At 69.5% G+C, this 22,170-nt stretch carries 22 protein-coding genes; 15 read left to right on the top strand and 7 right to left on the bottom strand.

Going from position 1 to position 22,170, the window contains the following annotated elements:
- Positions 1-299: 299 nt before the first annotated feature.
- Positions 300-1,235, bottom strand: a complete 936-nt coding sequence (locus tag ASG12_RS18675; RefSeq protein ID WP_055792939.1) for a 1,4-dihydroxy-2-naphthoyl-CoA synthase — start codon at positions 1,233-1,235, stop codon at positions 300-302.
- 63 nt (positions 1,236-1,298) lie between these two features.
- Here ASG12_RS18675 and ASG12_RS18670 point away from each other — a divergent pair, with 63 nt between their 5' ends.
- Positions 1,299-1,916, top strand: coding sequence for a PaaI family thioesterase (locus tag ASG12_RS18670; protein WP_055792936.1), 618 nt, complete (start codon positions 1,299-1,301; stop codon positions 1,914-1,916).
- A 209-nt stretch (positions 1,917-2,125) separates the two neighbouring features.
- A complete protein-coding gene (locus ASG12_RS18665) occupies positions 2,126-3,553 on the top strand; it encodes a sugar transferase (RefSeq protein ID WP_055793840.1) in 1,428 nt (475 codons plus the stop codon).
- A gap of 15 nt (positions 3,554-3,568) precedes the next feature.
- On the opposite strand, the gene ASG12_RS18660 is transcribed toward ASG12_RS18665, so the two are convergent.
- Together ASG12_RS18660 and ASG12_RS18655 are read right to left on the bottom strand one after the other, a co-directional pair.
- Complete coding sequence (locus ASG12_RS18660; RefSeq protein ID WP_055792933.1) at positions 3,569-4,825, bottom strand: saccharopine dehydrogenase family protein; 1,257 nt, start codon at positions 4,823-4,825, stop codon at positions 3,569-3,571.
- Positions 4,822-5,973, bottom strand: coding sequence for an AbrB family transcriptional regulator (locus tag ASG12_RS18655; RefSeq protein ID WP_055792930.1), 1,152 nt, complete (start codon positions 5,971-5,973; stop codon positions 4,822-4,824). Before ASG12_RS18655 ends, ASG12_RS18660 begins: the two co-directional genes overlap by 4 nt.
- Before the next feature lie 75 nt (positions 5,974-6,048).
- Between ASG12_RS18655 and ASG12_RS18650 the strand changes: the two genes are divergently transcribed.
- The 4 genes from ASG12_RS18650 (at position 6,049) to ASG12_RS18635 (ending at position 8,109) form a co-directional block, all read left to right on the top strand.
- Positions 6,049-6,486 carry a MarR family winged helix-turn-helix transcriptional regulator gene (locus ASG12_RS18650; RefSeq protein WP_055792926.1) on the top strand — a complete coding sequence of 146 codons (438 nt, stop codon included), beginning with the start codon at positions 6,049-6,051 and terminating at the stop codon, positions 6,484-6,486.
- A 91-nt stretch (positions 6,487-6,577) separates the two neighbouring features.
- Positions 6,578-6,769 (top strand): hypothetical protein, encoded by a 192-nt coding sequence (locus ASG12_RS18645; protein ID WP_045823869.1) that lies wholly within the window; start codon positions 6,578-6,580, stop codon positions 6,767-6,769.
- Between the two features lie 7 nt (positions 6,770-6,776).
- On the top strand, positions 6,777-7,478 hold the full coding sequence (locus ASG12_RS18640) for a molybdopterin-dependent oxidoreductase (protein WP_055792924.1): 702 nt from the start codon (positions 6,777-6,779) through the stop codon (positions 7,476-7,478).
- Positions 7,450-8,109 (top strand): cytochrome b/b6 domain-containing protein, encoded by a 660-nt coding sequence (locus ASG12_RS18635; RefSeq protein WP_055792921.1) that lies wholly within the window; start codon positions 7,450-7,452, stop codon positions 8,107-8,109. Before ASG12_RS18640 ends, ASG12_RS18635 begins: the two co-directional genes overlap by 29 nt.
- Before the next feature lie 28 nt (positions 8,110-8,137).
- Here ASG12_RS18635 and ASG12_RS18630 read toward each other — a convergent pair whose 3' ends face one another.
- The gene (locus ASG12_RS18630) at positions 8,138-8,986 is read right to left on the bottom strand and encodes a helix-turn-helix transcriptional regulator (RefSeq protein WP_055792918.1); all 849 of its coding nucleotides are present in this window, start codon (positions 8,984-8,986) and stop codon (positions 8,138-8,140) included.
- Between the two features lie 85 nt (positions 8,987-9,071).
- On the opposite strand from ASG12_RS18630, the gene ASG12_RS18625 reads away from it, so the two are divergent.
- From ASG12_RS18625 to ASG12_RS18605, 5 genes are all read left to right on the top strand, one after another.
- A complete protein-coding gene (locus tag ASG12_RS18625; protein WP_055792914.1) occupies positions 9,072-9,854 on the top strand; it encodes an SDR family NAD(P)-dependent oxidoreductase in 783 nt (260 codons plus the stop codon).
- Positions 9,855-9,991: 137 nt separating this feature from the next.
- Positions 9,992-11,635: a 2-succinyl-5-enolpyruvyl-6-hydroxy-3-cyclohexene-1-carboxylic-acid synthase gene (gene menD, locus ASG12_RS18620; protein WP_055792911.1), complete on the top strand. Its 1,644-nt coding sequence runs from the start codon at positions 9,992-9,994 to the stop codon at positions 11,633-11,635.
- A 57-nt stretch (positions 11,636-11,692) separates the two neighbouring features.
- On the top strand, positions 11,693-12,175 hold the full coding sequence (locus ASG12_RS18615) for a DUF3592 domain-containing protein (protein ID WP_055792907.1): 483 nt from the start codon (positions 11,693-11,695) through the stop codon (positions 12,173-12,175).
- Between the two features lie 82 nt (positions 12,176-12,257).
- Positions 12,258-13,403 carry a glycosyltransferase family 4 protein gene (locus ASG12_RS18610; protein WP_055792904.1) on the top strand — a complete coding sequence of 382 codons (1,146 nt, stop codon included), beginning with the start codon at positions 12,258-12,260 and terminating at the stop codon, positions 13,401-13,403.
- 75 nt (positions 13,404-13,478) lie between these two features.
- Complete coding sequence (locus ASG12_RS18605; protein WP_055792901.1) at positions 13,479-14,168, top strand: demethylmenaquinone methyltransferase; 690 nt, start codon at positions 13,479-13,481, stop codon at positions 14,166-14,168.
- Positions 14,169-14,390: 222 nt separating this feature from the next.
- On the opposite strand, the gene ASG12_RS18600 is transcribed toward ASG12_RS18605, so the two are convergent.
- A complete protein-coding gene (locus ASG12_RS18600) occupies positions 14,391-15,665 on the bottom strand; it encodes a geranylgeranyl reductase family protein (RefSeq protein ID WP_327197960.1) in 1,275 nt (424 codons plus the stop codon).
- Between the two features lie 142 nt (positions 15,666-15,807).
- Here ASG12_RS18600 and ASG12_RS18595 point away from each other — a divergent pair, with 142 nt between their 5' ends.
- Positions 15,808-16,824: a polyprenyl synthetase family protein gene (locus ASG12_RS18595; RefSeq protein ID WP_055792899.1), complete on the top strand. Its 1,017-nt coding sequence runs from the start codon at positions 15,808-15,810 to the stop codon at positions 16,822-16,824.
- A gap of 84 nt (positions 16,825-16,908) precedes the next feature.
- Positions 16,909-17,775 carry a zinc metalloprotease HtpX gene (gene htpX, locus ASG12_RS18590; protein ID WP_055792896.1) on the top strand — a complete coding sequence of 289 codons (867 nt, stop codon included), beginning with the start codon at positions 16,909-16,911 and terminating at the stop codon, positions 17,773-17,775.
- A 60-nt stretch (positions 17,776-17,835) separates the two neighbouring features.
- Here the strand turns inward: htpX and ASG12_RS18585 are convergent, their stop codons facing one another.
- Complete coding sequence (locus ASG12_RS18585; protein ID WP_055792895.1) at positions 17,836-19,260, bottom strand: MFS transporter; 1,425 nt, start codon at positions 19,258-19,260, stop codon at positions 17,836-17,838.
- 164 nt (positions 19,261-19,424) lie between these two features.
- On the opposite strand from ASG12_RS18585, the gene ASG12_RS18580 reads away from it, so the two are divergent.
- Positions 19,425-20,441, top strand: coding sequence for an Lrp/AsnC family transcriptional regulator (locus ASG12_RS18580; protein WP_055792892.1), 1,017 nt, complete (start codon positions 19,425-19,427; stop codon positions 20,439-20,441).
- 15 nt (positions 20,442-20,456) lie between these two features.
- On the opposite strand, the gene ASG12_RS18575 is transcribed toward ASG12_RS18580, so the two are convergent.
- Positions 20,457-20,948 (bottom strand): YajQ family cyclic di-GMP-binding protein, encoded by a 492-nt coding sequence (locus ASG12_RS18575; protein ID WP_045823859.1) that lies wholly within the window; start codon positions 20,946-20,948, stop codon positions 20,457-20,459.
- 250 nt (positions 20,949-21,198) lie between these two features.
- Between ASG12_RS18575 and ASG12_RS18570 the strand changes: the two genes are divergently transcribed.
- Positions 21,199-22,140, top strand: coding sequence for a type IV toxin-antitoxin system AbiEi family antitoxin domain-containing protein (locus ASG12_RS18570; protein ID WP_055792889.1), 942 nt, complete (start codon positions 21,199-21,201; stop codon positions 22,138-22,140).
- Positions 22,141-22,170 lie beyond the last annotated feature (30 nt).

The following is a 22,170-nucleotide window of genomic DNA, read 5'->3' as shown; positions in this document are numbered from 1 at the left end:
GGTACGCCCCTCCCCGGGTGTGACTGTACGTCTATTCTAGCACGCGTGTTCGAGGTGTGGGAGATTGATTATGGTGAATAGTGTTGAACGTAAGTGTATTTCGGGTGGGTGGTTGTGTTCTACTGCCGCTGACGGTGCGGAAGCCGGACGCCGAGTGTGCGTTGTCTCGTCGTCGGCTCACGGTGCGCTGTCAGCACACTCGACGGCCGTTTCCACACAGTCAGCAACCGCGGGTCACGCACTCGACGACCGTTTCCACACAGTCAGCAACCGCGGGTCACGCACTCGACGGCCGTCGGTCAGTAGTAGTAGGGGAACGGGTCCCAGTTCGGGTCGCGCTTCTCGAGGAAGGCGTCGCGGCCCTCGACGGCCTCGTCGGTCATGTAGGCGAGGCGGGTGGCCTCGCCGGCGAACACCTGCTGGCCCATCAGACCGTCGTCGGTGAGGTTGAACGCGAACTTCAACATGCGCTGTGCCGTGGGTGATTTGGCGTTGATCGCACGGGCGAACTCGATCGCGGTGTCCTCGAGGTCGGCGTGGTCGACGACCTCGTTGACCGCACCCATGCGCTGCATCGTCTCCGCGTCGTAGGCGCGGCCGAGGAAGAAGATCTCGCGCGCGAACTTCTGACCGACCTGCTTGGCGAGGTAGGCGCTGCCGTAGCCGGCGTCGAACGAGCCGACGTCGGCGTCGGTCTGCTTGAACCGCGCGTGCTGGCGCGAGGCGATGGTGAGGTCGCACACCACGTGCAGCGAGTGGCCGCCGCCTGCGGCCCAGCCGTTGACCACGGCGATGACGACCTTCGGCATGGTGCGGATGAGCCGCTGCACCTCGAGGATGTGCAGTCGACCGCCCTCGGCCTGCACGCGGGCGGTGTCGACGGTGTCGGTGGTCTCACCCCCGGCGTACTGATAGCCCGACCGACCCCGGATGCGCTGGTCGCCGCCGCTGCAGAAGGCCCATCCGCCGTCCTTGGCGCTCGGACCGTTGCCGGTGAGCAGGATGGTGCCCACGTCGGGGGTGCGGCGGGCGTGATCGAGGGTGCGGTACAGCTCGTCGACCGAGTGCGGCCGGAACGCGTTGCGCACCTCGGGGCGGTCGAAAGCGATTCGGACGATGCCGTTCTCGCGACCCGACCCGACATGGCGGTGATAGGTGATGTCGGTGAGGTCCTCGAAGCCGCTCACCACGCTCCAGTGCTCGGGGGTGAAAGGGTTCACGGCGTCATCGCTCATGGGTTCCGAGCGTAATGGTGGCCCGTGTCCGGGTCTCTCACCTGGGTCGATAACGTTGCGCAGATGACCGATGAGCAGCACGAGGGCGGTTTCCGCACCGACATGGCGATCAGCGTCGACAAGGGCGGACCCCGCTACGGCGAGTTCGTGGAGTCGGCGCGTCTGTTCATGGACCGGGTGCGGGCGGCGATGCCGACCGAGGAGCTGGTCGACGACCTCATCGACGAGCTGGCGGCGATCAACGCCAAGCTTGAGGCGGTCGCCATCGACGAGTGGAATTCGCCCTCGGGCACGCGGATCGACCTGCCCGCCCGCGGGAACATCACGCTGCCGCCGTACCTGGTGAACCGTGCCGACGCGACGGGAGTCGATGCGACACTGCGGTTCACGCGCTTCCACCTCGGTGGCAACAACGCGGCGCACGGCGGATACATCGGCACCGCCTTCGACGACCTGCTCGGCATGACCGGCGCGCTGGCGACCGGAAAGGTCACCCGCACCGCCTATCTCACGGTCAACTACCGGTCGATCACGCCGCTCTACACCGATCTCTCGGTGACGACCCAGGTGACGAAGGTCGACGGCCGCAAGATCTTCGTCGCCGCCCAGATGCGCGACGGCGACCGGCTCTGCGCCGAGGCCGACGGGCTGTTCATCGCCCTCAACCCCGGACAACCCTGACCTTCATCCGATCGTTCCAATCGACGGTCGTCGGCGCGACACGGGCGCCTCGGTGAAATACCGTCATCAGTGAGTTGCGTGGGGCGAGCGATACGCGCGAGAGGGTGTCTGGGGGGAGCCAAGTGACGTCGGACGTGAGGACGGGATCCGAACGAGCACGGTCGACGGCGCACATCGGGTCCCGCGAACGGCTGCAGACCCGCGAACGGATGCAGACGTGGGCCGATCGTCACCGGAGCCGCCTGCTGTGGGCCGACGCCGTCGTCGTCGTGATCGCGGTGGTGGCCGCGCAGGTGATCCGCTTCGGGATCAGCCCGACCGTGCCCGTCGCGTCCACGCAGGCGCCGGTGTTCATGGTCTCGGGACTGGTGAGCTTCCTGTGGATCGCCACGCTCAACGTGTGCCGCGTCGCCGACCTCCGCATCCTCGGATCCGGGCCGGCGGAGTTCAGCCGGGTGATCAAGGCCAGCTTCCTGGTGTTCGGCGTGCTGGCGATCATCGACCTGCTCTTCAAGCTCAACATCGCCCGAGGGTTCATCGCCATCGCGTTCCCGCTCGGCACCTGCCTGCTGCTGCTGACCCATCTCCTGCTGCGTGTCGCCCTGATGCGCGAGCGTCGCCACCACAAGTGCATGAGCCACGTGGTGGTGGTCGGCAGTGCCGTCTCGGCGCGTCCGCTGATCGCCCACCTCGACCGGAACCCGTCGCTGGGGTTCGAGGTGGTCGGCGTGTGCGTGTCGCCCGAGGAGACCTCGCGGTACGAGACCATCGACGTGGGCGAGCGCAGCGTGCCGGTGCTCGGTGAGTTCACCGACGCGCGCCGAGCGGTCGTGGAGTCGCGTGCCACCACCGTCGCGGTCACCTCGGCCGAGGTGCTCGGGCACTCCGCCATGCGCGAATTGTCCTGGGAACTCGAGGGTCTCCACGTCGACATGCTGGTCGCCCCCGGCGTGATGGACGTCGCCGGACCGCGGATGTTGGTGCGACCGGTCGCGGGACTGCCGCTCCTCCACGTCGACAAGCCCAGCTATCACGGCGCGAACCGACTCGCCAAGGTCCTCGTCGACAAGGCGGGTGCGCTCACTGCCCTGGTGCTCGCCGCGCCGGTGATGCTGGCGTGCGCGGTCGCGGTGAAGCTCGACTCCCGCGGACCGGTGTTCTACAAGGCCGAGCGCATCGGCATCAACAACGTGCCGTTCCGCATGTGGAAGTTCCGGTCGATGGAGGTGGGCGCCGACACACGCCTCGCCGACCTCTCGGTGCTCAACGAGGGCGAGGGTCTGCTGTTCAAGATCCGCGACGACCCGCGGGTGACGCGCGTCGGCAAGGTGATCCGGCGCTTCAGCCTCGACGAGCTGCCGCAGCTGTTCAACGTGCTCGGCGGATCGATGAGCCTCGTCGGCCCGCGGCCTCCGCTGCCCGCCGAGGTGGAGCGGTACGAGGGGCCGGTGGTGCGCCGCATGCTGGTGAAACCGGGGATCACCGGACTCTGGCAGGTGTCGGGACGATCGGACCTGTCATGGGAGGAGTCGGTACGGCTCGATCTCACCTACGTCGAGAACTGGTCGGCCATGACCGACGCGATGATCGTGTGGCGGACCGTGCGCGCGGTGATCGGTCGCTCGGGCGCCTACTGACCACCGCGCGCCGTCTCAGGCGAGCGGACCGGCCTCGAGGGTGAGACCCGCGCTGCGGAGTCGGTCGACGAGGGCGTTGCCCATGGCCGCGGCCGGGGTGAGCACGCCGGTGCGGTTCGGCAGCTTGTCGCGGTCGAGGGCCAGGGTGAGTGCGCTCTCGCCGAGCATCACCGCGGTCGCCTTGTAGCCGGGGTCGCCCTTCGCCTTCACGCGAGACTTGAAGCGCTTGCCGGTGGTGGTGCGGGTGTAGACGTCGACGGTGAAATGGCCGTTCTCGCGGGTCTTCTCGCTCGGTCCGTCACCCGCCTTGGGCAGGATGCGGTCGAGGACCTTGCGAGTCGGGGCCATCGCCATGAGGCCGAGGAACCCGCCGAGCCCGACGCTGACCAGACCTGCGGTCGCAGCGGACAGCACCGGGTTCTTGCCGACCGCCATGGCCTCGCCGTAGCGGAAATTCGCCCCGTAGGCGTTGCCGAGCAGTGCGTTGGTGCGGCGCACGATGCGGGTGTTGTGTGCGGCCATCACGAACGGCGCCAGCGTGCCCTTGATCGACGGGTCGATGCTCGAGCCCTTGACGAGCATGGCGTCGCTGGGCTGCTTGACCGCGGTGCGCAGTCGGTGCTCGCCCGGCCCGGTGGACAGCGCCTGGGGGTCGAGCAGGATGCGGCGCGTCTCGGGGTTGCGGGCCTCGGTGGCGATCACGCGCATGGAGTCGACGGTGCCGCCGGAGACGCCGCCCGCGAACGAGCTGACGACCAGGGTGGTGTCGGTGAGCTCGCCCTCGCCGGCCTCCGACACCGCCTTGTGGAGCAGGTAGACGCCGATGTCGGACGGCACCGAATCGAACCCGCACGAGTGCACGATGCGCGCACCGTTGGCCTCGGCCTGCTCGCCGAACTTGTCGATGGAGTACCGCACGAACGGCACCTCGCCGGTGAGGTCGACGTAATCGGATCCGGCGTTCACGGTGGCGGCCAGCACCAGCTCGCCGTACTTGAGGTACGGGCCGACGGTGGTGCACACCACGCGGGTGCGGGCGGCCATCGCGTCGAGCGACGACGCGGAATCGGCGTCGGCGACGATCAGCGGCCAGTCCTGCGCCGAGGCGGGCAGGGTGCTGCGTGCCTTCGTCAACTTGTCCTGGCTGCGACCGGCCAGCGCGATGCGGGTGCCTGCAGGCGCGTGCCGGGCCAGGTAATCGGCGGTGAGGACGCCCACGAAACCGGTGGCACCGAACACGACGACATCGAACTCACGAGAAGAATCGGTCATGACACATGAGGGTAGACCGGCTCGTCGGCCGCAGACACCGGCGCGGGCTGCCCGGCCCTGCGGTTGTCGCGGCGGAGCCGCCAGCGGTTGTACAGCCGCGCGGCGAACGGGGCGACGAACAACATCAGCAGCACGCGCACGATCTGCGATGCGAGCACGAACGTGATGTTGGATCCCGACGCCGCGGCCGCGGCCAGCACGGCGTAGATGCCACCGGGTGTCGTCGCGAGGTACCCGTCGAACATCGACTCGCCGGTCCAGACGCTCAGTGCCGCACCGAGTCCCGCGCTGCCGACGCCGATGAGGACGATGAGGACGACGGCGTGGGGGAGGACGCGACCGATCGCGCGCAGGCTCTCCTGGGTGAAACCGAGACCGGCCTGCCACCCGATGACCGCGTACCCGGCCGTCACCAGCACGACGGGGACCGCCGCGCTGCCCGCGACGCCGGTCAGCTCGGCGACGACGGTGACGATCAGCGGCCCGAGCAGACCGGCGGCCGGCAGCCGGATCAGACGACCCACGGTGATGCCGACGGCCATCGCACCCGCACAGAGGAGCAGGCCCCAGAGTTGATCGCCCGCCGACGCCGAGTGCGTGGACGTCGCCGAACCGGTGTGCGCCCCGAACACGGTGGTCGCCACGATCGGCAGGCTCACGGTGACCAGACCGACGCGGACGTACTGCACGACGGCGACCATCCGCTCGTCGCCGCCGAGTTCTCGGGTGAGCGCGACCAGACCGGATGCGCCGCCCGCGACGAGGGCCAGCGACCCGGTGAGCGGGTCGACGCGGCGGTGCAGGCCGAGCAGCGCCCCGCCCGCGACCGACAACACCAGCGTCCCCAGTGCGATCACGATCACCGGGAGCCATGAGTCGGCGAGGCCGGCCAGCACCGACGGCTGCACCATCGTGCCGATGTAGACGCCGAGCACGCCCTGCCCGGCGATGCCGATCGGGCGGGGGAGCGGTGGCTTCGTCCCCGCGCCGTCGGAGAGGTGTCGTTCGCGTGGGGCGAGACCCGCGAGCGCGAGGGCGGCGGCCACCACGAGCCCCGCGAACAGGGCCGCCGACGGCACCGAGAGTTCGTCCAGAACCACGGTCGCCGCCGCGGTCACCACGATCAGTCCGAGCCAGCGCCACACCATGATGCCAAGACTATGCTTGGTAATACTGCGATGTAAACCCGTGACGGCGGGGTAAATGTGAACTATTGTCTTGCCATGACCACGATCGACGTCGCCGCGGCGACCCGTCTGCGCGAGGCGATCATGTCCGTCGCCCGGGCCGCGCGAACCCACCGACCCGACCACGGCCTCCCGCTCACGCAGATCACCGTGCTGGGCTACCTCGACCGATCGGGCACCACCACCGTCGCCGAACTCGCCGACCGCATGCACGTCCGCGTGCAGTCGCTCACGGTGAGCATGAACAAGCTCGACGACGGCGGTCTGATCGTCCGTCGCACCGATCCCGTCGACCGTCGGCGGCAGCTCGTCGAACTCACCGAGGCGGGCCGCGCCCTCATCCTCGACGACCGCGCCCAGCGCGACGCCTGGCTCGCGCAGTCGTTCGCAGACAACTTCGACGACACCGAACGCGGCCTGATGATGCTCTGCGTCCCGCTCTTCGAACGCCTCGCCAGCGAACGCGGTCGCTGACGCCACCCCCGCCGGCTGGGCCGTCGTTTCCCCATTTGGGCCGTCGTTCACATCGGTGGGGCCCCTGCTCTGCACGCGTACCCTCGACGACATGCGCAAACCCATCGTCGCCGTCGTCGGAGTGGTCCTCGCGCTCTTCGGACTCGTGTTCGCCCTGCAGGGCTTCGGCGTACTCGAGGGCAGCGCCATGAGCGACACCGTGCTGTGGTCGGTGCTCGGGCCGATCATCGTGATCGTGGGACTCGCGCTCGTGGTGGTCGGCGTGCGCGGCAAGCTCCGGTAGCGACCTCGTGGACTCGCCCGATCGGGACACCCGCACCACCGGGACGCCGGTGGGTCGCCGGGTGATCCTCGGGCTGATCGGACTCGGCGGACTCGGCATCGTCGCCGGACCCGCCGCCCAGGACGGACTGTCGAAACTGCTTGCGCCGGCACAGGTCCGCGACCCCACCGGGCTCCTCGCGCTGCTGCCGCTGGGCAACAACTTCCGCTTCTACTCCGTCGTCGGATCGGTGGACGAGAAATCGGCGACCGACTATCGGCTCTCCGTCGGCGGCGAGGTCGCGGCACCGGCCGAGTACACGATGGCGCAACTCGCGCAGCTGCCGCAGACCGCGTTCACCGAGACCTTCCACTGCGTGACCGGGTGGACCGTTCCCGACGTCGCCTGGAGCGGCGTGCGCCTGTCGACGCTGCTCGACCGCGCCGACCCGACGCGGACGGCGACCGCGGTGCGCTTCCGCTCGTTCGACGGGACGTACACCGAGAGCCTCCCGATCGACAAGGCGCGCGGCGACCGCGTGATCGTCGCGCTGCGGATGCTCGACGCCCCCGTCACGCACGACCACGGTGGGCCCGTGCGCATGTACGTCGGCGGGCAGTACGGCTACAAGAGCACGAAGTGGTTGTCGGGTATCGAGCTCACGACCCAGGAGATCCCCGGCTACTGGGAAAGGCGCGGGTATGAGCTCGACGGCACCATCGACGACTGACGTCCCCCGCTTCGGCCCGACCGCGCGCTGGGTGCACCGCACGGTCGCGGTGCTGATGACCGTGTGCATCGTGACCGCGGCCATCCTGTACGTGTCCTCGTTGGCGGTGCTCGTCGGACACCGGCAGATCGTCGAGATCGTGCACGTCTACGCGGGTTTCGCGCTTCCGGTGCCGATCGTGGTGGGCTTGGCGTCGTCGTCGTATCGCGACGACCTGCGTCGGCTGAACCGTTTCGCGCCGACCGACCGTCGGTGGTTGCGGTCGAAGACGCGTCGTGACGGCACCATCCCGGTGGGGAAGTTCAACGCCGGACAGAAGCTCAACGGTGCCCTGTCGGCCGGGTCGATCATCGTGCTGTTCGTGACCGGGGTGCTGATGTACTTCCCGTCGCTGGTGGGTCTCTCGTATCGCACCGGGGCGACCTTCGCCCACGACTGGTTCGCGTTCGGCGTCGGGTTGCTGGTGCTGGGACACATGGCCTTCGCCTTCGGTGACCCCGAGGCGCGTCGTGGGATGCGCACCGGTCGTGTCTCGGCGAGCTGGGCCCGCAAGGAACACGGGGCCTGGGCCAAGGAGATGGGCGTCGGTGCCGGTGGCGACGACACCCCCGCCCGCCGGTTGGGCACGTGATGCCGGCGGTGGCGCATCCACACTGGACTCAGCGCACCCCGACACCGTCTGCGCCGAGCGCGTCGAGGAACGCGAGGCTCTGTGCGGCGGCGGATCCGACCGGCGCGGTGTAGAGCACCAGGTGCTGGTCGCCATCGACGAGGTGCAGGGCATCGCAGTCGAGGGTGATCTCGCCGACGACGCGGTGACGAAAGGTCTTCGTGAGCATCGAGGGCGGCTGCACGTCATTCCGCTCCCAGAGTCGTGCGAATTCGTTGCTACCGAAACGTAGTTCGTCGACGAGCGCTCGGATCGAGGGATCGTCGGGATAGCGGGCCGATGCACTGCGCAGCCCCATCACCGCGCTCTGTCGGAATTCGGCAACGTCGGAGAGGCCGTACATCGTCGCGTCGTCGGACACCCGCGGCATGAAGGCGTTTCGGGCCAGGTTCCGGTCGTCCGGGGTGCGGGCGGCGAAGTTCTCCATCAGCGCCGCGGCGAGATCATTCCAGGCGAGTACGTCGAATGCGGCGGACATCACGAACCCGGCAGTCGACGGAATGCGATGCAGCAGCCCGGTGATACTCGGTCTGACCTGTCGAGAATGCAGATCCGATCGGTTCGGGGCGGTACCGGCGAGGAGATGGAGATGATCGGACTCGGGACCGGTGAGCCGGAGCGCTCCGACGATCCCGGCGAGCACGTCTGCAGACGGGCGTGGGGCCCGGCCCTGTTCGAGCCGTACGTAGTACTCGGTGGAGATGTGCGCGAGCACGGCGATCTCCTCGCGACGTAGACCCGGCGTGCGTCGCCGTGGGCCAGACGGCAGGCCGACGTCCTCGGGCCGAAGGCGTTCCCGTCGGTTGCGGAGGAAGGCGCCCAACTCCTGCTTGTCCATGTCTCGAGTGTGCGCGACGGGCGACGGCTCACGGTAGTACCGACTGTGCCTGCCTACGATCCGGTCGCGGTCCCAGAGTGGTGGCATGACGAACTCACACGACAGCACGCCCATCGGACTGTTGGCCGACAAGGTCATCTTCATCACCGGCGCGAGTCGCGGCATCGGTGCGGCGGCCGCCCACCTCTTCGCGGCGGAAGGGGCGTCGGTCATCCTCGCCGCCCGCAGCACCGACGCACTCGATCGCATCGTCGCCGAGATCAGGGCCGACGGCGGTGTCGCCGACGCCGTGACCGTGGACCTCGCCGAGGCCGCGAGTATCCGCGCCGCGGTCGGACGTGGCGCCGATCTGCACGGACGGCTCGACGGTGCGTTCAACAACGGCGGCATCGTGCAGCAACCCGGTCCGCTCGAGGTCACCAGCGACATCGACCTCGACGACCAGTTCACCGTCAACTTCCGGGCGCACTGGGTCGCTATGGCCGCCGAGGTCGCCGTGATGCGCACCGGTGGTGGCGGGGCGATCGTGAACACATCGAGTATCGGTAGCCGCCGCGCCAACCCGATGCTCCCCGCCTACGGCGCCATGAAGCGCGCACTGAACAGCATCACCGAGTCGGCCGCGGTCAGTTGGGCTCCGGATCGCATCCGGGTCAACGCCATCACCCCTGGCGGCACCACCACCGAGATGATGCTCGACTGGGACACGCGGTCGCCGGGTGTGATCGACGCGACGATCGCGGCGTCCCCGATGGGCCGTATGGCCGAGCCGCGCGAAGTCGCCGAGGCGGCCGCGTGGTTGCTCAGCGACCGCGCCTCGATGGTCACCGGTGCGATCCTGCCGGTCGACGGCGGCGGCGGGGCCTGACAAGCGCGGCGATCACCACGTAGTGCCCAACTGCGGTCGTCAGGTGCCCAACTGGCGTCGTCATGTGCCCAACTGGCGGGGCGCGGGTGTGGGGCACATCGCGTCGACCACCGGTGATCTGTCGTTAACCTGGAGTGATGAACCCGTCCACCGTGCAGGCCCGCGTGATCGTCGACGAGATGATCCGAGGCGGCGTACGCGAGGCGGTCCTGTGCCCCGGGTCGCGCAACGCGCCCCTCGCTTTCGCGCTGCACGCCGCCGACACCGCCGGCCGGATCCGCCTGCACGTGCGGATCGACGAGCGGACCGCGGGTTTCCTCGCGTTGGGTCTGGCCGTCGCGTCCGGGCAGCCGGTGCCGATCGTGATGACGAGCGGTACCGCCGTCGCCAACGTGAGCCCGGCGGTCTTCGAGGCCAACTACGCGCGCGTCCCGCTGGTCGTGGTGAGTGCCAACCGGCCCTATGAGCTGCTCGGATCGGGTGCGAACCAGACCATCGAGCAGTTCGGCATATTCGGCACGCAGGTCCGACTCGCGATCAGCCTCGGACTCGCCGAGCAGGACCTCGACACCAACAGCCAGTGGCGGTCGGGGGTCGGGCGCGCCCTGGCCGCCGCCCGCGGTGCACGCACCGGCAACCCCGGGCCGGTCCAGTTCGACATCCCGCTGCGCGAGCCGCTGGTCCCCGAGGCGGGGGTGGGACCCGAGGACCCGCTCGACGGGTTCGCCGGCCGCGACAACGGCGCACCGTGGACCACGGCCGCCCTCGGCCGCCTCGACGTGCCGGTCGACATCGACCTGACCGAACCGACCGTCGTGGTCTCCGGTCACGGTGCGGGCGTCCGACCCGAGCTCGCCGGCATCCCGACGGTCGCCGAACCGACCGCACCGGCGCCGGAGACCGCGCTGCACCCGCTCGCGCTGGGGCTGGTGCGCCCCACGCAGGCGATCATCTGCGGTCGTCCGACGCTGCACCGCGGGGTGTCGCGGCTGCTGGCCGACCCGACCGTGCGGGTGTACGCCCTGACCACCGGACCGCGCTGGCCCGACGTCTCGGGCAACGTGCTCGCGACCGGTACCCGTGCGGTGGTGTCGGGCACGCCGTCGGAGCAATGGCTCAAGGACTGTGCCGATGCCAACCAGCGCGCGGTCGGCTCCGTCGACGCCGAACTGGACCGCCCCGGCCCTGTGACCGGCCTGCATGTCGCGCGGGTGGTGAGCGCGGCGATGCATCCGGGGGAGCAACTCGTCGTCGGGGCGTCGAACCCCATCCGCGACGTCGCGTTGGCCGGGCGCGTGTCGCCGGAGGTGCGGGTGCTGTCGAATCGGGGAGTGGCCGGCATCGACGGCACCGTCTCGACCGCGATCGGTGCCGCGCTGAGCGCCGACGATCGCCGCACGGTCGCGTTCATGGGCGACCTCACCTTCGTGCACGACGCGACCGGGCTGCTGATCGGACCGGCCGAACCGCGTCCGCGCGACCTCACGATCGTCGTCGCCAACGACGACGGCGGCGGTATTTTTGCGCTGCTCGAGCAGGGTGAACGTCGGTTCAGCGGAGCCGAGTACGACGGCGCCTACGAACGCGTCTTCGGCACGCCGCACCGCACCGACCTCGCCGCGGTGTGCGCCGGGTTCTCCGTGCCGCACCGGAAGGTGTCGGTGGCGGAGCTGCCGTCGGCCCTGGCGGCCGATTCCGACGGCGGGGTCCGGGTGATCGAGGTGTCGACCGATCGCGATCGGCTCCGCGACCTGCACGCCGCCATCGGCGCAGGCCTGTGACCCTGCCCGTCGTGTGGATGGCCGCCGCCCGCCGGCGGCGTCGGTAGTCTGGCCCGCATGTCCGCCACCGCCCTGCGACGCACGCAGATCACGCTGCTGCTGATCGGCGCGATCGTGACGATCATGATGATCGTGGTGGTGGCCGGCTGTTACCGCGACGACTCCTCGATCGACGCCCGCAAGGCGACCGCCACCGCCGACGTCGTGACCGCGGGCGCCACGAAGTCGACGGTCCGGTTCTACACCGAGAGCGGCGAACTCCGCAGCCCTCGCCTCGGCATCTTCTATCCCACGGAACTCACTGCCGGACAACGGATCAGCGTCGAGTACGACAGCACGAACCCCGATCTCGTGCGTGTCGCCGGACGTGACGCGAGCCTGGCGATCATCCCGGCGGTGTCGATCGTGGGCTACGCCTGGCTGCTCATCGTGGTGGTGATGGTGTTGCTCGCCGAGATCACGCGCCGTCGTGGACGGGTCGTCGGAGCCGCCGCCGCACCGGATTCCGTGCGAGCACCCGACGAACAACCGGTGAACTGACCCGCGCGACGTTCACCGGGCATTACGGCCGGCGTCACGTCGAGGTGCCGTGGGAGACAGGTGCGCTGCACACACTGGATGCGTGCGAGTGGCGATAGTGGCAGAGAGCTTCCTGCCCAACATGAACGGTGTCGTGAACTCGGTGTTGCGCGTCTGCGAGCACCTCACGGCGCATGGGCACGAGGCGATGATCTTCGCTCCCGACACCCCGCGTGGGATGCCGGCGGCTCCTCGCGAGATCGACGGTGTGCCGGTGCATCTCGTGCCGTCGCTGATGGTGCCGAAGGTGTCGAGCCTGCCGGTCGGCGTGCCGCATCGCTCGCTGTACCGCGCCATGGCCGATTTCGCGCCCGACGTGGTCCACCTCGCCTCGCCGTTCGTGATCGGTGCCGTCGGTGCCCACGCTGCGCGCCGACTCGACATCCCCACTGTCGCGGTGTTCCAGACCGATGTCGCCGGATTCGCCGCCAGCTACGGCATCGGGATCGGGACGCGTGCCGCGTGGTCGTGGACCCGGCGCCTCCACGCCGCGTGCGACCGCACCCTCGCGCCGTCGACGGTGTCGGTGAAAGCGCTGCAGGACCATGGGGTTCCGCGCGTGTTCCGCTGGGGTCGCGGTGTCGATGCCGAACGCTTCCACCCCGATCGTCGCGACCAGGATCTGCGTGCGCAGTGGAGCCCGAACGGCGTGCCGATCGTCGGGTTCGTCGGACGGCTCGCGCCGGAGAAGCACGTCGAGCGCCTCGCGGTGCTCTCGGGCCGGCGCGACCGGCAACTCGTCATCGTCGGTGGCGGCCCCGAGCGCGCCCGCCTCGAGAAACTGATGCCCGATGCGGTGTTCACCGGCGAACTCGGCGGTCTCGAACTCGCCCGCGCCTACGCCAGCATGGACGTGTTCGTGCACCCCGGAGAGCACGAGACCTTCTGTCAGGCGGTGCAGGAGGCGCAGGCCAGCGGCATCCCGGTGATCGGCCCCGACGCCGGCGGCCCGAAGGACCTCATCGCGAACTTCCGCACCGGCTACCTGCTGGACGTACCCACCTTCTCGCAGCGCCTGCCCGACGCCGTCGACACCCTCGTCGACTCGACCGTGGGCACCGAGTTCGGTGCGGCCGCGCGACGCGGTGTCGCGGGCAAGACGTGGCCGTCGATCTGCGATCAGCTGCTCGGCCACTACGACGCCGTCCTCGGCCGCGCCGGCAGCCTCGGCGTGCGTCGTTCTGCCTGATCCACGGGCTGCGCGGCCCGTGTGTGGTGGGCCTCTCGGTGCGTTCGGCGCCGATGGCCACGTAACGTTGAGCCCATGACCTCGACCCGCGCCGGCCTCGACAAAGCACCCGCCGATGTCGCCGCGATGTTCGACGGCGTGGCGCGCCGCTACGACATCACCAACACCGTGCTGTCCTTCGGGCAGGACCGTGGGTGGCGCACCGCGACCCGCCACGCGCTCGGTCTCGGGCCGGGTGATGTCGTGCTCGATCTCGCCGCGGGTACGGCCGTCTCGACCGAGGAACTCGCGCAGTCGGGCGCGCACTGCATCGCCGCGGATTTCTCGCTGGGGATGCTCAAGGCGGGACACAAGCGGCCGGTGCCGAAGGTCGCGGCCGACGCGCTGACCCTCCCGTTCGCCGACGAGAGCTTCGACGCGGCCACCATCTCGTTCGGTCTGCGCAACGTCGCCTCGGTCGACACTGCACTCGCGGAGCTGTACCGCGTGCTGAAACCGGCTGGGCGACTGGTGATCTGCGAGTTCTCGACACCAGTGTTCGGGCCGTTCCGCACGGTGTACATGGAGTACCTGATGAAGGCGCTGCCGTCGGTCGCGACGAAGGTGTCGAGCAACCCCGAGGCGTACGTCTACCTCGCCGAGTCGATTCGCGCCTGGCCCGATCAGGCCGGTCTGGCCACCAAGATCGCCTCGGCCGGGTTCGACAGCGTCCGTTGGCGCAACCTCACCGGCGGCATCGCCGCGCTGCACCGCGCCGTCAAGTAGCCCCGCCCCTCCGACGATCGGGCATTTGATTGCGTCGATCGGGCACTTGATCGCGTCGATCGGGCACCAAACTGCGTCGATCGGGCACTTCTGAGACCCTCGGCGCCAGATGCACGATCAATCCGTGGATCTGCCCACTCGATGCGACTACCTGCCCGACCGACGGGGATAAGTGCCCACTCGACGCAATCAACTGCCCGATCGACGCGGATAGGTGCCCGGTCAGCGGAAGGGCGGTCGGGAGTCGATCGTCGTCGATGCGCGACCGGCCGTGCGCCACAGGCGCGCGACGAGGTCGGTGTCCTCGGGGGTGATCAGGTTGCCCATCACGCGCACCACCATCGACATCAGCGCCGCCGAGCGGATGCCCGGTCGTCCCAGCACCGGCACCGCCTTCGGCACGGTCAGGACCCCCGCGAGGCGACGGGCCGCGGAGAACGCGGCGCCGTAGTGGTCGGCGAGCAGGGCGGGCCAGTCGTCGGTGTGGTCGGGCTCACCGAGTCGGGCGGCGGCGAAGCGACCGGTCTCCATGGCGTAGTCGATGCCCTCACCGTTGAGCGGGTTCACACACGCCGCGCAGTCGCCGACCAGCATCCAGTTGCGCCCGGCCACCCCCGACACCGCGCCACCCATCGGCAGCAGCGCCGAGGCGACCCGCATCGGCTCGCCGTGCAGCCCCCAACGCGCACGCTGCGAGTTCGTGTAGTGCTCGACGATCGGCCGTAACGCCATGTGCGCCGGACGTTTTCCGGTTGCCAGCGCGCCGACCCCGATGTTCACCAGGCCGTCGTCCCCGCCGAGCGGGAACACCCATCCGTATCCGGGGAGCAGGCCGCCGTCGCCGTCGTGGAGTTCGAGATCGGAACCCATCCACTCGTCGCCCGCGCGATCGGACCGCACGTAGGCGCGCGCCGCGACCCCATAGGCGGTGTCGCGGTGCCATTCTCGGCCGAGCTCGCGCCCGAGCGGGGAGCGCACACCGTCGGCGACGATGAGTTGACCGACCCGGATCTGCGCCGGCCCCTGCGGTCCGATCACCTCGACCGCACTCACCCGATCACCGTCGCGGACCACCCCGACCGCCTTGACGCCCTGCACCATCGACGCGCCTCGGTCGAGTGCGGCGACGCGGATGCGATCGTCGAGTTCTGTTCGGGCAACGGCACTTCCGTGTGCGGGGAAACGCCCCGACGGCCACCGGATCTGCTGCGAGGCGCCCCACCCGCGCATCGACAGGCCGACGATCTTCGGCCGCGACGACAGGTACGCGCCGAGGCCGAGGTGCTCCATCTCGGCGATCGCGCGCGGGGTCAATCCGTCACCGCAGGTCTTGTCGCGCGGGAACACGGCGTTGTCGAGCAACACGACCTGATGGCCCGCGGCGGCGGCGTGCGCGGCGGTGGCCGAACCGCCCGGCCCGGCGCCCACCACCAGCACGTCGGCGTGGGTCGGGAGGGGCGCGGGGGACTGCTGGTCCGCGTCGGCGATGGAGGTCACCTGATCCAGTATCACCGAACGTTCGACGCAACGATTACGCTCGGTCGTAGACGGTCCGGTGACATCAGTCGGTGACAACAGCCAGGACCCAGTGGGAGATGGAGCGCCGAGTCGTGCAGACGAGGTTCACGGGAGTCGCGTCGTGAAGACGACGTTCATGGGGCTCGACATGGGCTCCGAGCAGTTTTCGGACGAGATCGGCGGTTCGCTCGCACGTATCGAGGAGCTGCTCCTGGCCGAGCTGTCGTCGGGCGAGGACTTCCTCACCGAGGCGGCCACGCACCTCGCCAAGGCCGGCGGCAAACGTTTCCGCCCGCTGTTCGCGCTGCTCGCCGCGCAGTTCGGGCCGCGCCCAGACGCGACCGAGGTCATCACCGCGGCCACCGTCGTCGAGCTGATCCACCTCGCGACGCTCTACCACGACGACGTCATGGACGAGGCCGACATGCGGCGCGGCACCGTGAGCGCCAACTCGCGGTGGGGCAACAGCGTCGCCATCCTCGCCGGCGACTTCCTCTTCGCCCGCGCCTCGCGTCTCGTCTCGACGCTGGGCCCCGAGTCGGTGCGCATCATCGCCGACACCTTCGCCGAACTGGTCACCGGTCAGATGCGCGAGACCATCGGCAACCAGGCCGGCACCGACCCCGTCGACCACTACCTGCGTGTGGTGTGGGAGAAGACGGCGTCGCTGATCGCCGCGGCCGGACGGTTCGGCGGCATGACCTCGGGCGCCACCTCCGAGGACATCGAACGACTCTCGCGCCTCGGCGACGCCATCGGCACCGCGTTCCAGGTCTCCGACGACATCATCGACATCAGCTCGCAGTCCGACGACTCCGGCAAGAACCCGGGCACCGACCTCCGTGAGGGTGTCCACACGCTGCCCGTCCTGTACGCGCTGCGCGACTCCGGTCCCGACGCGGACCGGTTGCGCGCCCTGCTCGTCAGCGACTCCGGTGAGCGCATCCCGCTCGTCGACGACGCCGACGTCACCGAGGCGCTCACCCTCCTCAACGCCTCGCCGGGCATGGATCGCGCGCGGGAGACGCTGCGCGGTTACGCCGACAAGGCGTTCGCCGAGCTCGCCGCGCTGCCGGCGAGCCCGTCGACCGACGCACTCACGTCGCTGGTGACCTACACCGTCGACCGCATCGGCTGAGTACTCCGCCCCTCGGAACTCACGAGGCCACCTCGACCGTTGAGCAGGTGAATCCCACCGCTCACCCCGAGGAGAACGACCACCATGCACGGGCACGCAAACGGCTTGAAGACGGTGCTGTTGCTGGGCGCCATGTCGGCGATCATCGTCGCCATCGGCGCCGCGTTCCGGAGCCCGGCGATCCTGTTGGTCGCGGTCCTGTTCGCGGTCGGCATGAACGCCTACGTCTACTTCAACAGCGCGAAGATGGCGCTGAAGGCGATGCACGCGCAGCCCGTCACCGAGGTACAGGCGCCGGTCATCTATCGCATCGTGCGTGAGCTCGCGACCACCGCGCGCCAGCCGATGCCGCAGCTCTACATCAGCCCCACCGAGGCGCCGAACGCCTTCGCGACCGGTCGCAACCCGAAGAACGCGGCCGTGTGCTGCACGCAGGGCATCCTGCAGATCCTCGACGAGCGGGAGCTGCGCGCGGTGCTCGGACACGAGTTGAGCCACGTCTACAACCGCGACATCCTGATCTCGTCGATCGCCGGCGCCATGGCCGCCGTGGTCAGCGGTCTGGCCAACTTCGCGATGTTCGCCGGGATGTTCGGCGGCAACCGCGACAACGGGCCCAACCCGTTCGCGCTCATCCTCATCTCGTTGCTGGGCCCGATCGCGGCGACCGTGGTGAAGCTCGCGGTGTCGCGGTCGCGGGAGTTCCAGGCCGACGCCTCGGGTGCCGAGCTCACCGGCGACCCGCTCGCACTCGCCTCGGCGCTGCGCAAGATCTCCGGCGGGGTGCAGGCCGCGCCGCTACCGCCTCAGACCGACATCGCCGCGCAGAGCCACCTGATGATCGCCAACCCGTTCCGCGGCGGCGAGCGCATCGGCCGGATGTTCTCGACGCACCCGCCGATGGAGGAGCGCATCGCGCGCCTCGAGGAGATGGCCCGCGGCCCGCGCTGACCCCCCGACGACGAATCGACCCCGTTGCGCACGGCGCGACGGGGTCGATTCGTCTGGTGATCAGCCGATCGTGACCGAGCGCGTCTCGTCGACCGGCGCAGCGTCGGCCGCCGGGACGACATGGCCGGAGCGACGGCCCAGCAGGGCGATCGTGACGATGCCGCCGACCACGCCGACGACTCCCGCGATGGCGAAGGCCGCGTCGAGACCGTCGACGAAGTCGCCGATGGCGCGGGGTGTGGAGCTGCCGGCGACGGTGGAGAACACCGACCCCAGCACCGCGATACCGAGTGCGAACCCGAGCTGACGCGCGGTGTTCACCGCTCCGGACGCGATGCCCGACTGACGCGCCGGGACCGCGGCGAGCGCGGCCGCATTGAGGGCCGGCCCCACCAGGCCGACGCCCACACCGACGATGACCATGCCGGGAATCGTTGTCGCCCAGCCGGACCCGGGGCCGATGAGCAGCAGCCCCAGCGAGCCGGCGCCGACGAACAGCAGGCCGCCGCCCACCGTCGTCCGTGGCGGGGCGTCGTGCAGCAGCTTCCCGCCGACGCCCGCGACGACGAACGCGACCACCGGCATGGGCAGCATCGCCAGACCCGTCTGCAACGGGGTCAGGCCGAGGCGCCCCTGCATCCAGATCGACAGCAGCGGCAGCGAGGCGAAAGCGGCCACGCTGAAGATCGCGGCCGCGATGATGCAGCCGGTGAACACGCGGATGCGCAGCAGTCCGAGCGGGAACATCGGCGCGCTCTGGACCGACTCGACGATCACGAACGCGACGAGCGCCGCTGCACCGATACCGAACGACACGATCGTGGTCGTGGTCGACCAGCCGGACTCGCCGCCTTCGATGATGCCGTAGGTGGTCGCGGCGGCGAACGCGCTGAACGTGACGACGCCGGCGATGTCGACCCGCAGTCGGCCGCGCGCACCCGATCGGAAGGCGATGGTCGACAGCCAGAACGTGACCACCGAGATCGGGATGTTGACGAAGAAGATCCACCGCCAGTCGAGGACATCGGTGAGGACCCCGCCGAGGACGACCCCGACGCCGGCCGCGGCGCCGCTGACCGCACCCCAGACCGCGAAGGCGGTGCCGCGGTCGCGACCGGTGTACGTGGCGTGCAACAGGCTGATGGTGGTGGCGAACATGGCGGCCGCACCGACACCCTGCACCGCGCGCGCCGCGATCAGGGCGGTCGGATCCTGCGCCAACCCCGCCGCGAGGGACGACCCCGCGAAGACGACGAGGCCCACCAGATAGACGCGCTTGTGGCCGATGCCGTCGGCGATGCTCCCGGCGGCGAGCACGAGTGCGGCGAGGACGAGCGCGTACGCGTCCACCACCCACTGCATTTCGCTGAAGCTGGAACCGAGGTCGGAGCGGATGTCGGGAAGCGCGACGTTGACGATGGTGACGTCGATGAGCAGCATGAACGTGCCCAGACAGGCCGCGACGAGCGGTGTCCACTTGCGCATGGCAATGCCTTTCAGAGGGAGGCGATCTGCTGATCGCCGCAGTGGATGTGGGCGATGTGCCCGAACGGGATCCATCGTGCGGCGCAGCAGTGCGATCCCCTGCACGCAGGACGCCATTCGGCAGTGATCCCTCGTCAGCACGTCGATCGTGCGACCATTCCTCCATGATCGACGTGTTCGACCGCATGATCATCCATTGCCTCAGCCGCGACATCCGAATGCCGTTCGCGCAGATCGGATCGGTGATCGGTCTGTCCGAGCAGACGGTGGCCCGGCGCTATCAGATGCTCGTCGGAGGTGGCGTCATCCGGTGCACGGCCCTGGTGGACCCCGTTCTGCTCGGCGGCACGCAGGCGCTGCTGCGGATCACGCCGCTCCCCGGTCGCGGTGGCACGCTCGCCGCGGCGCTCGCGCAGCATCCCGACATGAGCTGGGTCAGCCTCGCCAGTTCCGAGGTCATCTGCGTGCACCGCTCCGAGAACACCGCCGATCAGGAGCGGATGCTCATCGACCGGTTGCCGAAGACGTCGCTGGTGCAGTCGTTCTCGGCGCACCTGGTGATCTCGCGATACCCGATCACCACCGAGCTGTTCGGGGCGTCCGGGCTGTTCTCGGCCGAGCAGCTGGCCCGTCTCGACGACGTCGCCGACCCGGACTTCGCGATGGCGGACAACAGCGAGCGCGATCGGGACCGGGTGGGCGACCCGCCCGTACTGACCGCCACCGACCGCGAGATCATCGCGATACTGGCCCGCGACGCGCGAATGCCGTTCACGCGCATCGCCTCTCGCGTGTCCCTCACCCCGACGCGGGTGGCGTCACGCATCAAGGAGCTCGTGGCCGACGGTGCGCTCTACCTCGACGTCGACCTGGCGAACACAGCGCTGGGCAGCCCGATGGCGGTGATCGTGTTCGGACGTGTGCCGAGCAGGCTGCTGCCGTCGACCGGCGCTGCCATCGGCGCCATCGACGAGGTGACCTTCGTCTGCGCGACCACCGGTGCGAGCAACCTGATGGCGTCGATCCAGGCGCGCGACACCCTGCATCTGCACACGATCATCACCGAGAAGTTCGGCGCCATCCCCGGCACCGACGACCTCGAGTTCGTACCGATCCTGCAGCAGATCAAGCAGGCGCGTGCGGTGGTCGACGACGCCCGCACGCTGATCTCGCTGCGCTGACCGGTCGCGGCGCGGCTAGCGGTAGTTCACGAACTGCAGGGCGATCTCGAAGTCCTTGCCCTTCAGCAGCGAGATGACCTCCTGCAGGTCGTCGCGCTTCTTGCTCGACACCCGCAGCTCGTCGCCCTGGATGAGCGCCTTGACGCCCTTGGGTCCCTCGTCGCGGATGGCCTTGGTGATCTTCTTGGCCTTCTCGGAGTCGATGCCCTGGACCAGGGTTCCGGACAGGCGGTAGCCCTTGCCCGACGACGCCGGCTCGCCCGCGTCGAATGCCTTGAGCGAGATGTCGCGTCGGATCAACTTCTCCTTGAACACCTCGAGCGCGGCCTCGGTGCGCTCCTCGGTGTCGGAGGTGATCACGATGGTCTCGTCGCCCGACCAGTCGATCTTGGTGTTGGTGCCACGGAAGTCGTAGCGCTGCGAGAGTTCCTTCGCGGCCTGGTTCAGAGCGTTGTCGACCTCTTGTCGATCGATCTTGCTGACCACGTCGAATGATGAATCTGCCATGTCGCCAGGGTAGTCAGCCCCGCGCGGATTTCCGATTCGGTTCGCTTCGCCTCGTGTCGTTCGCACGCCGTCGAATCTCTCGCATGCCGCCGCACGTCTCGCGTGCCGTCGCCAGCATGCGAACAGTGCGCGACCACGCGAACGGCGCGCGGGCCGCGCGATGTGGGGATGGCGCGGCACCTGTGGACAGGTGCCCGCGGTCGCGGGTCGGCGGCGACCTCGGCACCTCGCCTGGTCCGAGGGTGGGCGCATGGACCTGTCGAACCTGACCACGGTGGCCACGCGTCGCGACCTCGAGCGGATGGGGGTGTCGCGTGACCGCATCACCGCGGCGCTGCGCAGCGGCTCGCTGGTGTCGGTGGCGCCGGGCTACTACATGCGGCCCGCATCGATCGGCACGTTCCCCCAGCACGAACACCTCGCTCTCGCCCGCGCGGTGTTGGCCGGGATGTCGCCGGGTACCGCGCTCGCCGAGGTCGCGGCCGCGATCAACCACGGACTGCCCGTGGTCGGCGCCGACCTGTCCCGCGTGCGATTGGTGCGCCCGGGCGGCACCGCATCGGGCACGCAGCGCACCTCCGTCAGCGTGCTGACCCGCAACGTCACCGACGACGAGCTCGTCTTCGTCGACGGTTGCCTCACCACGACCGTCACGCGCACCGTCGTCGATCTCGCCCGGCGTGACTCGGTCCGTACCGCGGTGGTCGTCGGCGATGCGGCCCTGCATCGCGGGCTGGCCACGCCGCATGAGCTCGAGCATCGGCTCGCCGCCGCGGGACCGATGCGCGGTGCACGCCGTGCGCGGGAGATCGTCGCGATGCTCGACGGCCGCGCCGAGAGCCCGCTGGAATCGTGGAGCAGGCTCGTCATCGCCCGCTCGAATCTCCCCAGCCCCGACACCCAGCACGAGATCCGTGATCGCGGCCGGCTCGTCGCGCGGGTGGACTTCTGGTGGGAGGAGTCCGGCGTCGTCGGAGAGTGCGACGGGATGGGGAAGTACTTCGGCGAGTACTCGGAGAAATCGCTGCGTGAGGTCCTCGACGAGGAGAAGTTTCGTGCGCAGGAACTCGTCGACCTCGGGTACATCGTGGTGCGGTGGAGCTGGGATGAGCTCCTCCGGCGGCCCGATGTCGTGCTCGCTCGCATCGAACGCGCGATCAACCGGGCCCGAGCCCTACGGCGTGTGAGCTGATCGAGGCGGTCGCATGCCCGGTGACCGATC

Origin of the sequence: Williamsia sp. Leaf354 (assembly GCF_001424365.1) — a bacterium.
Classification (GTDB): domain Bacteria; phylum Actinomycetota; class Actinomycetes; order Mycobacteriales; family Mycobacteriaceae; genus Williamsia_A.
This window is presented reverse-complemented; position numbering and strand designations above follow the sequence as displayed.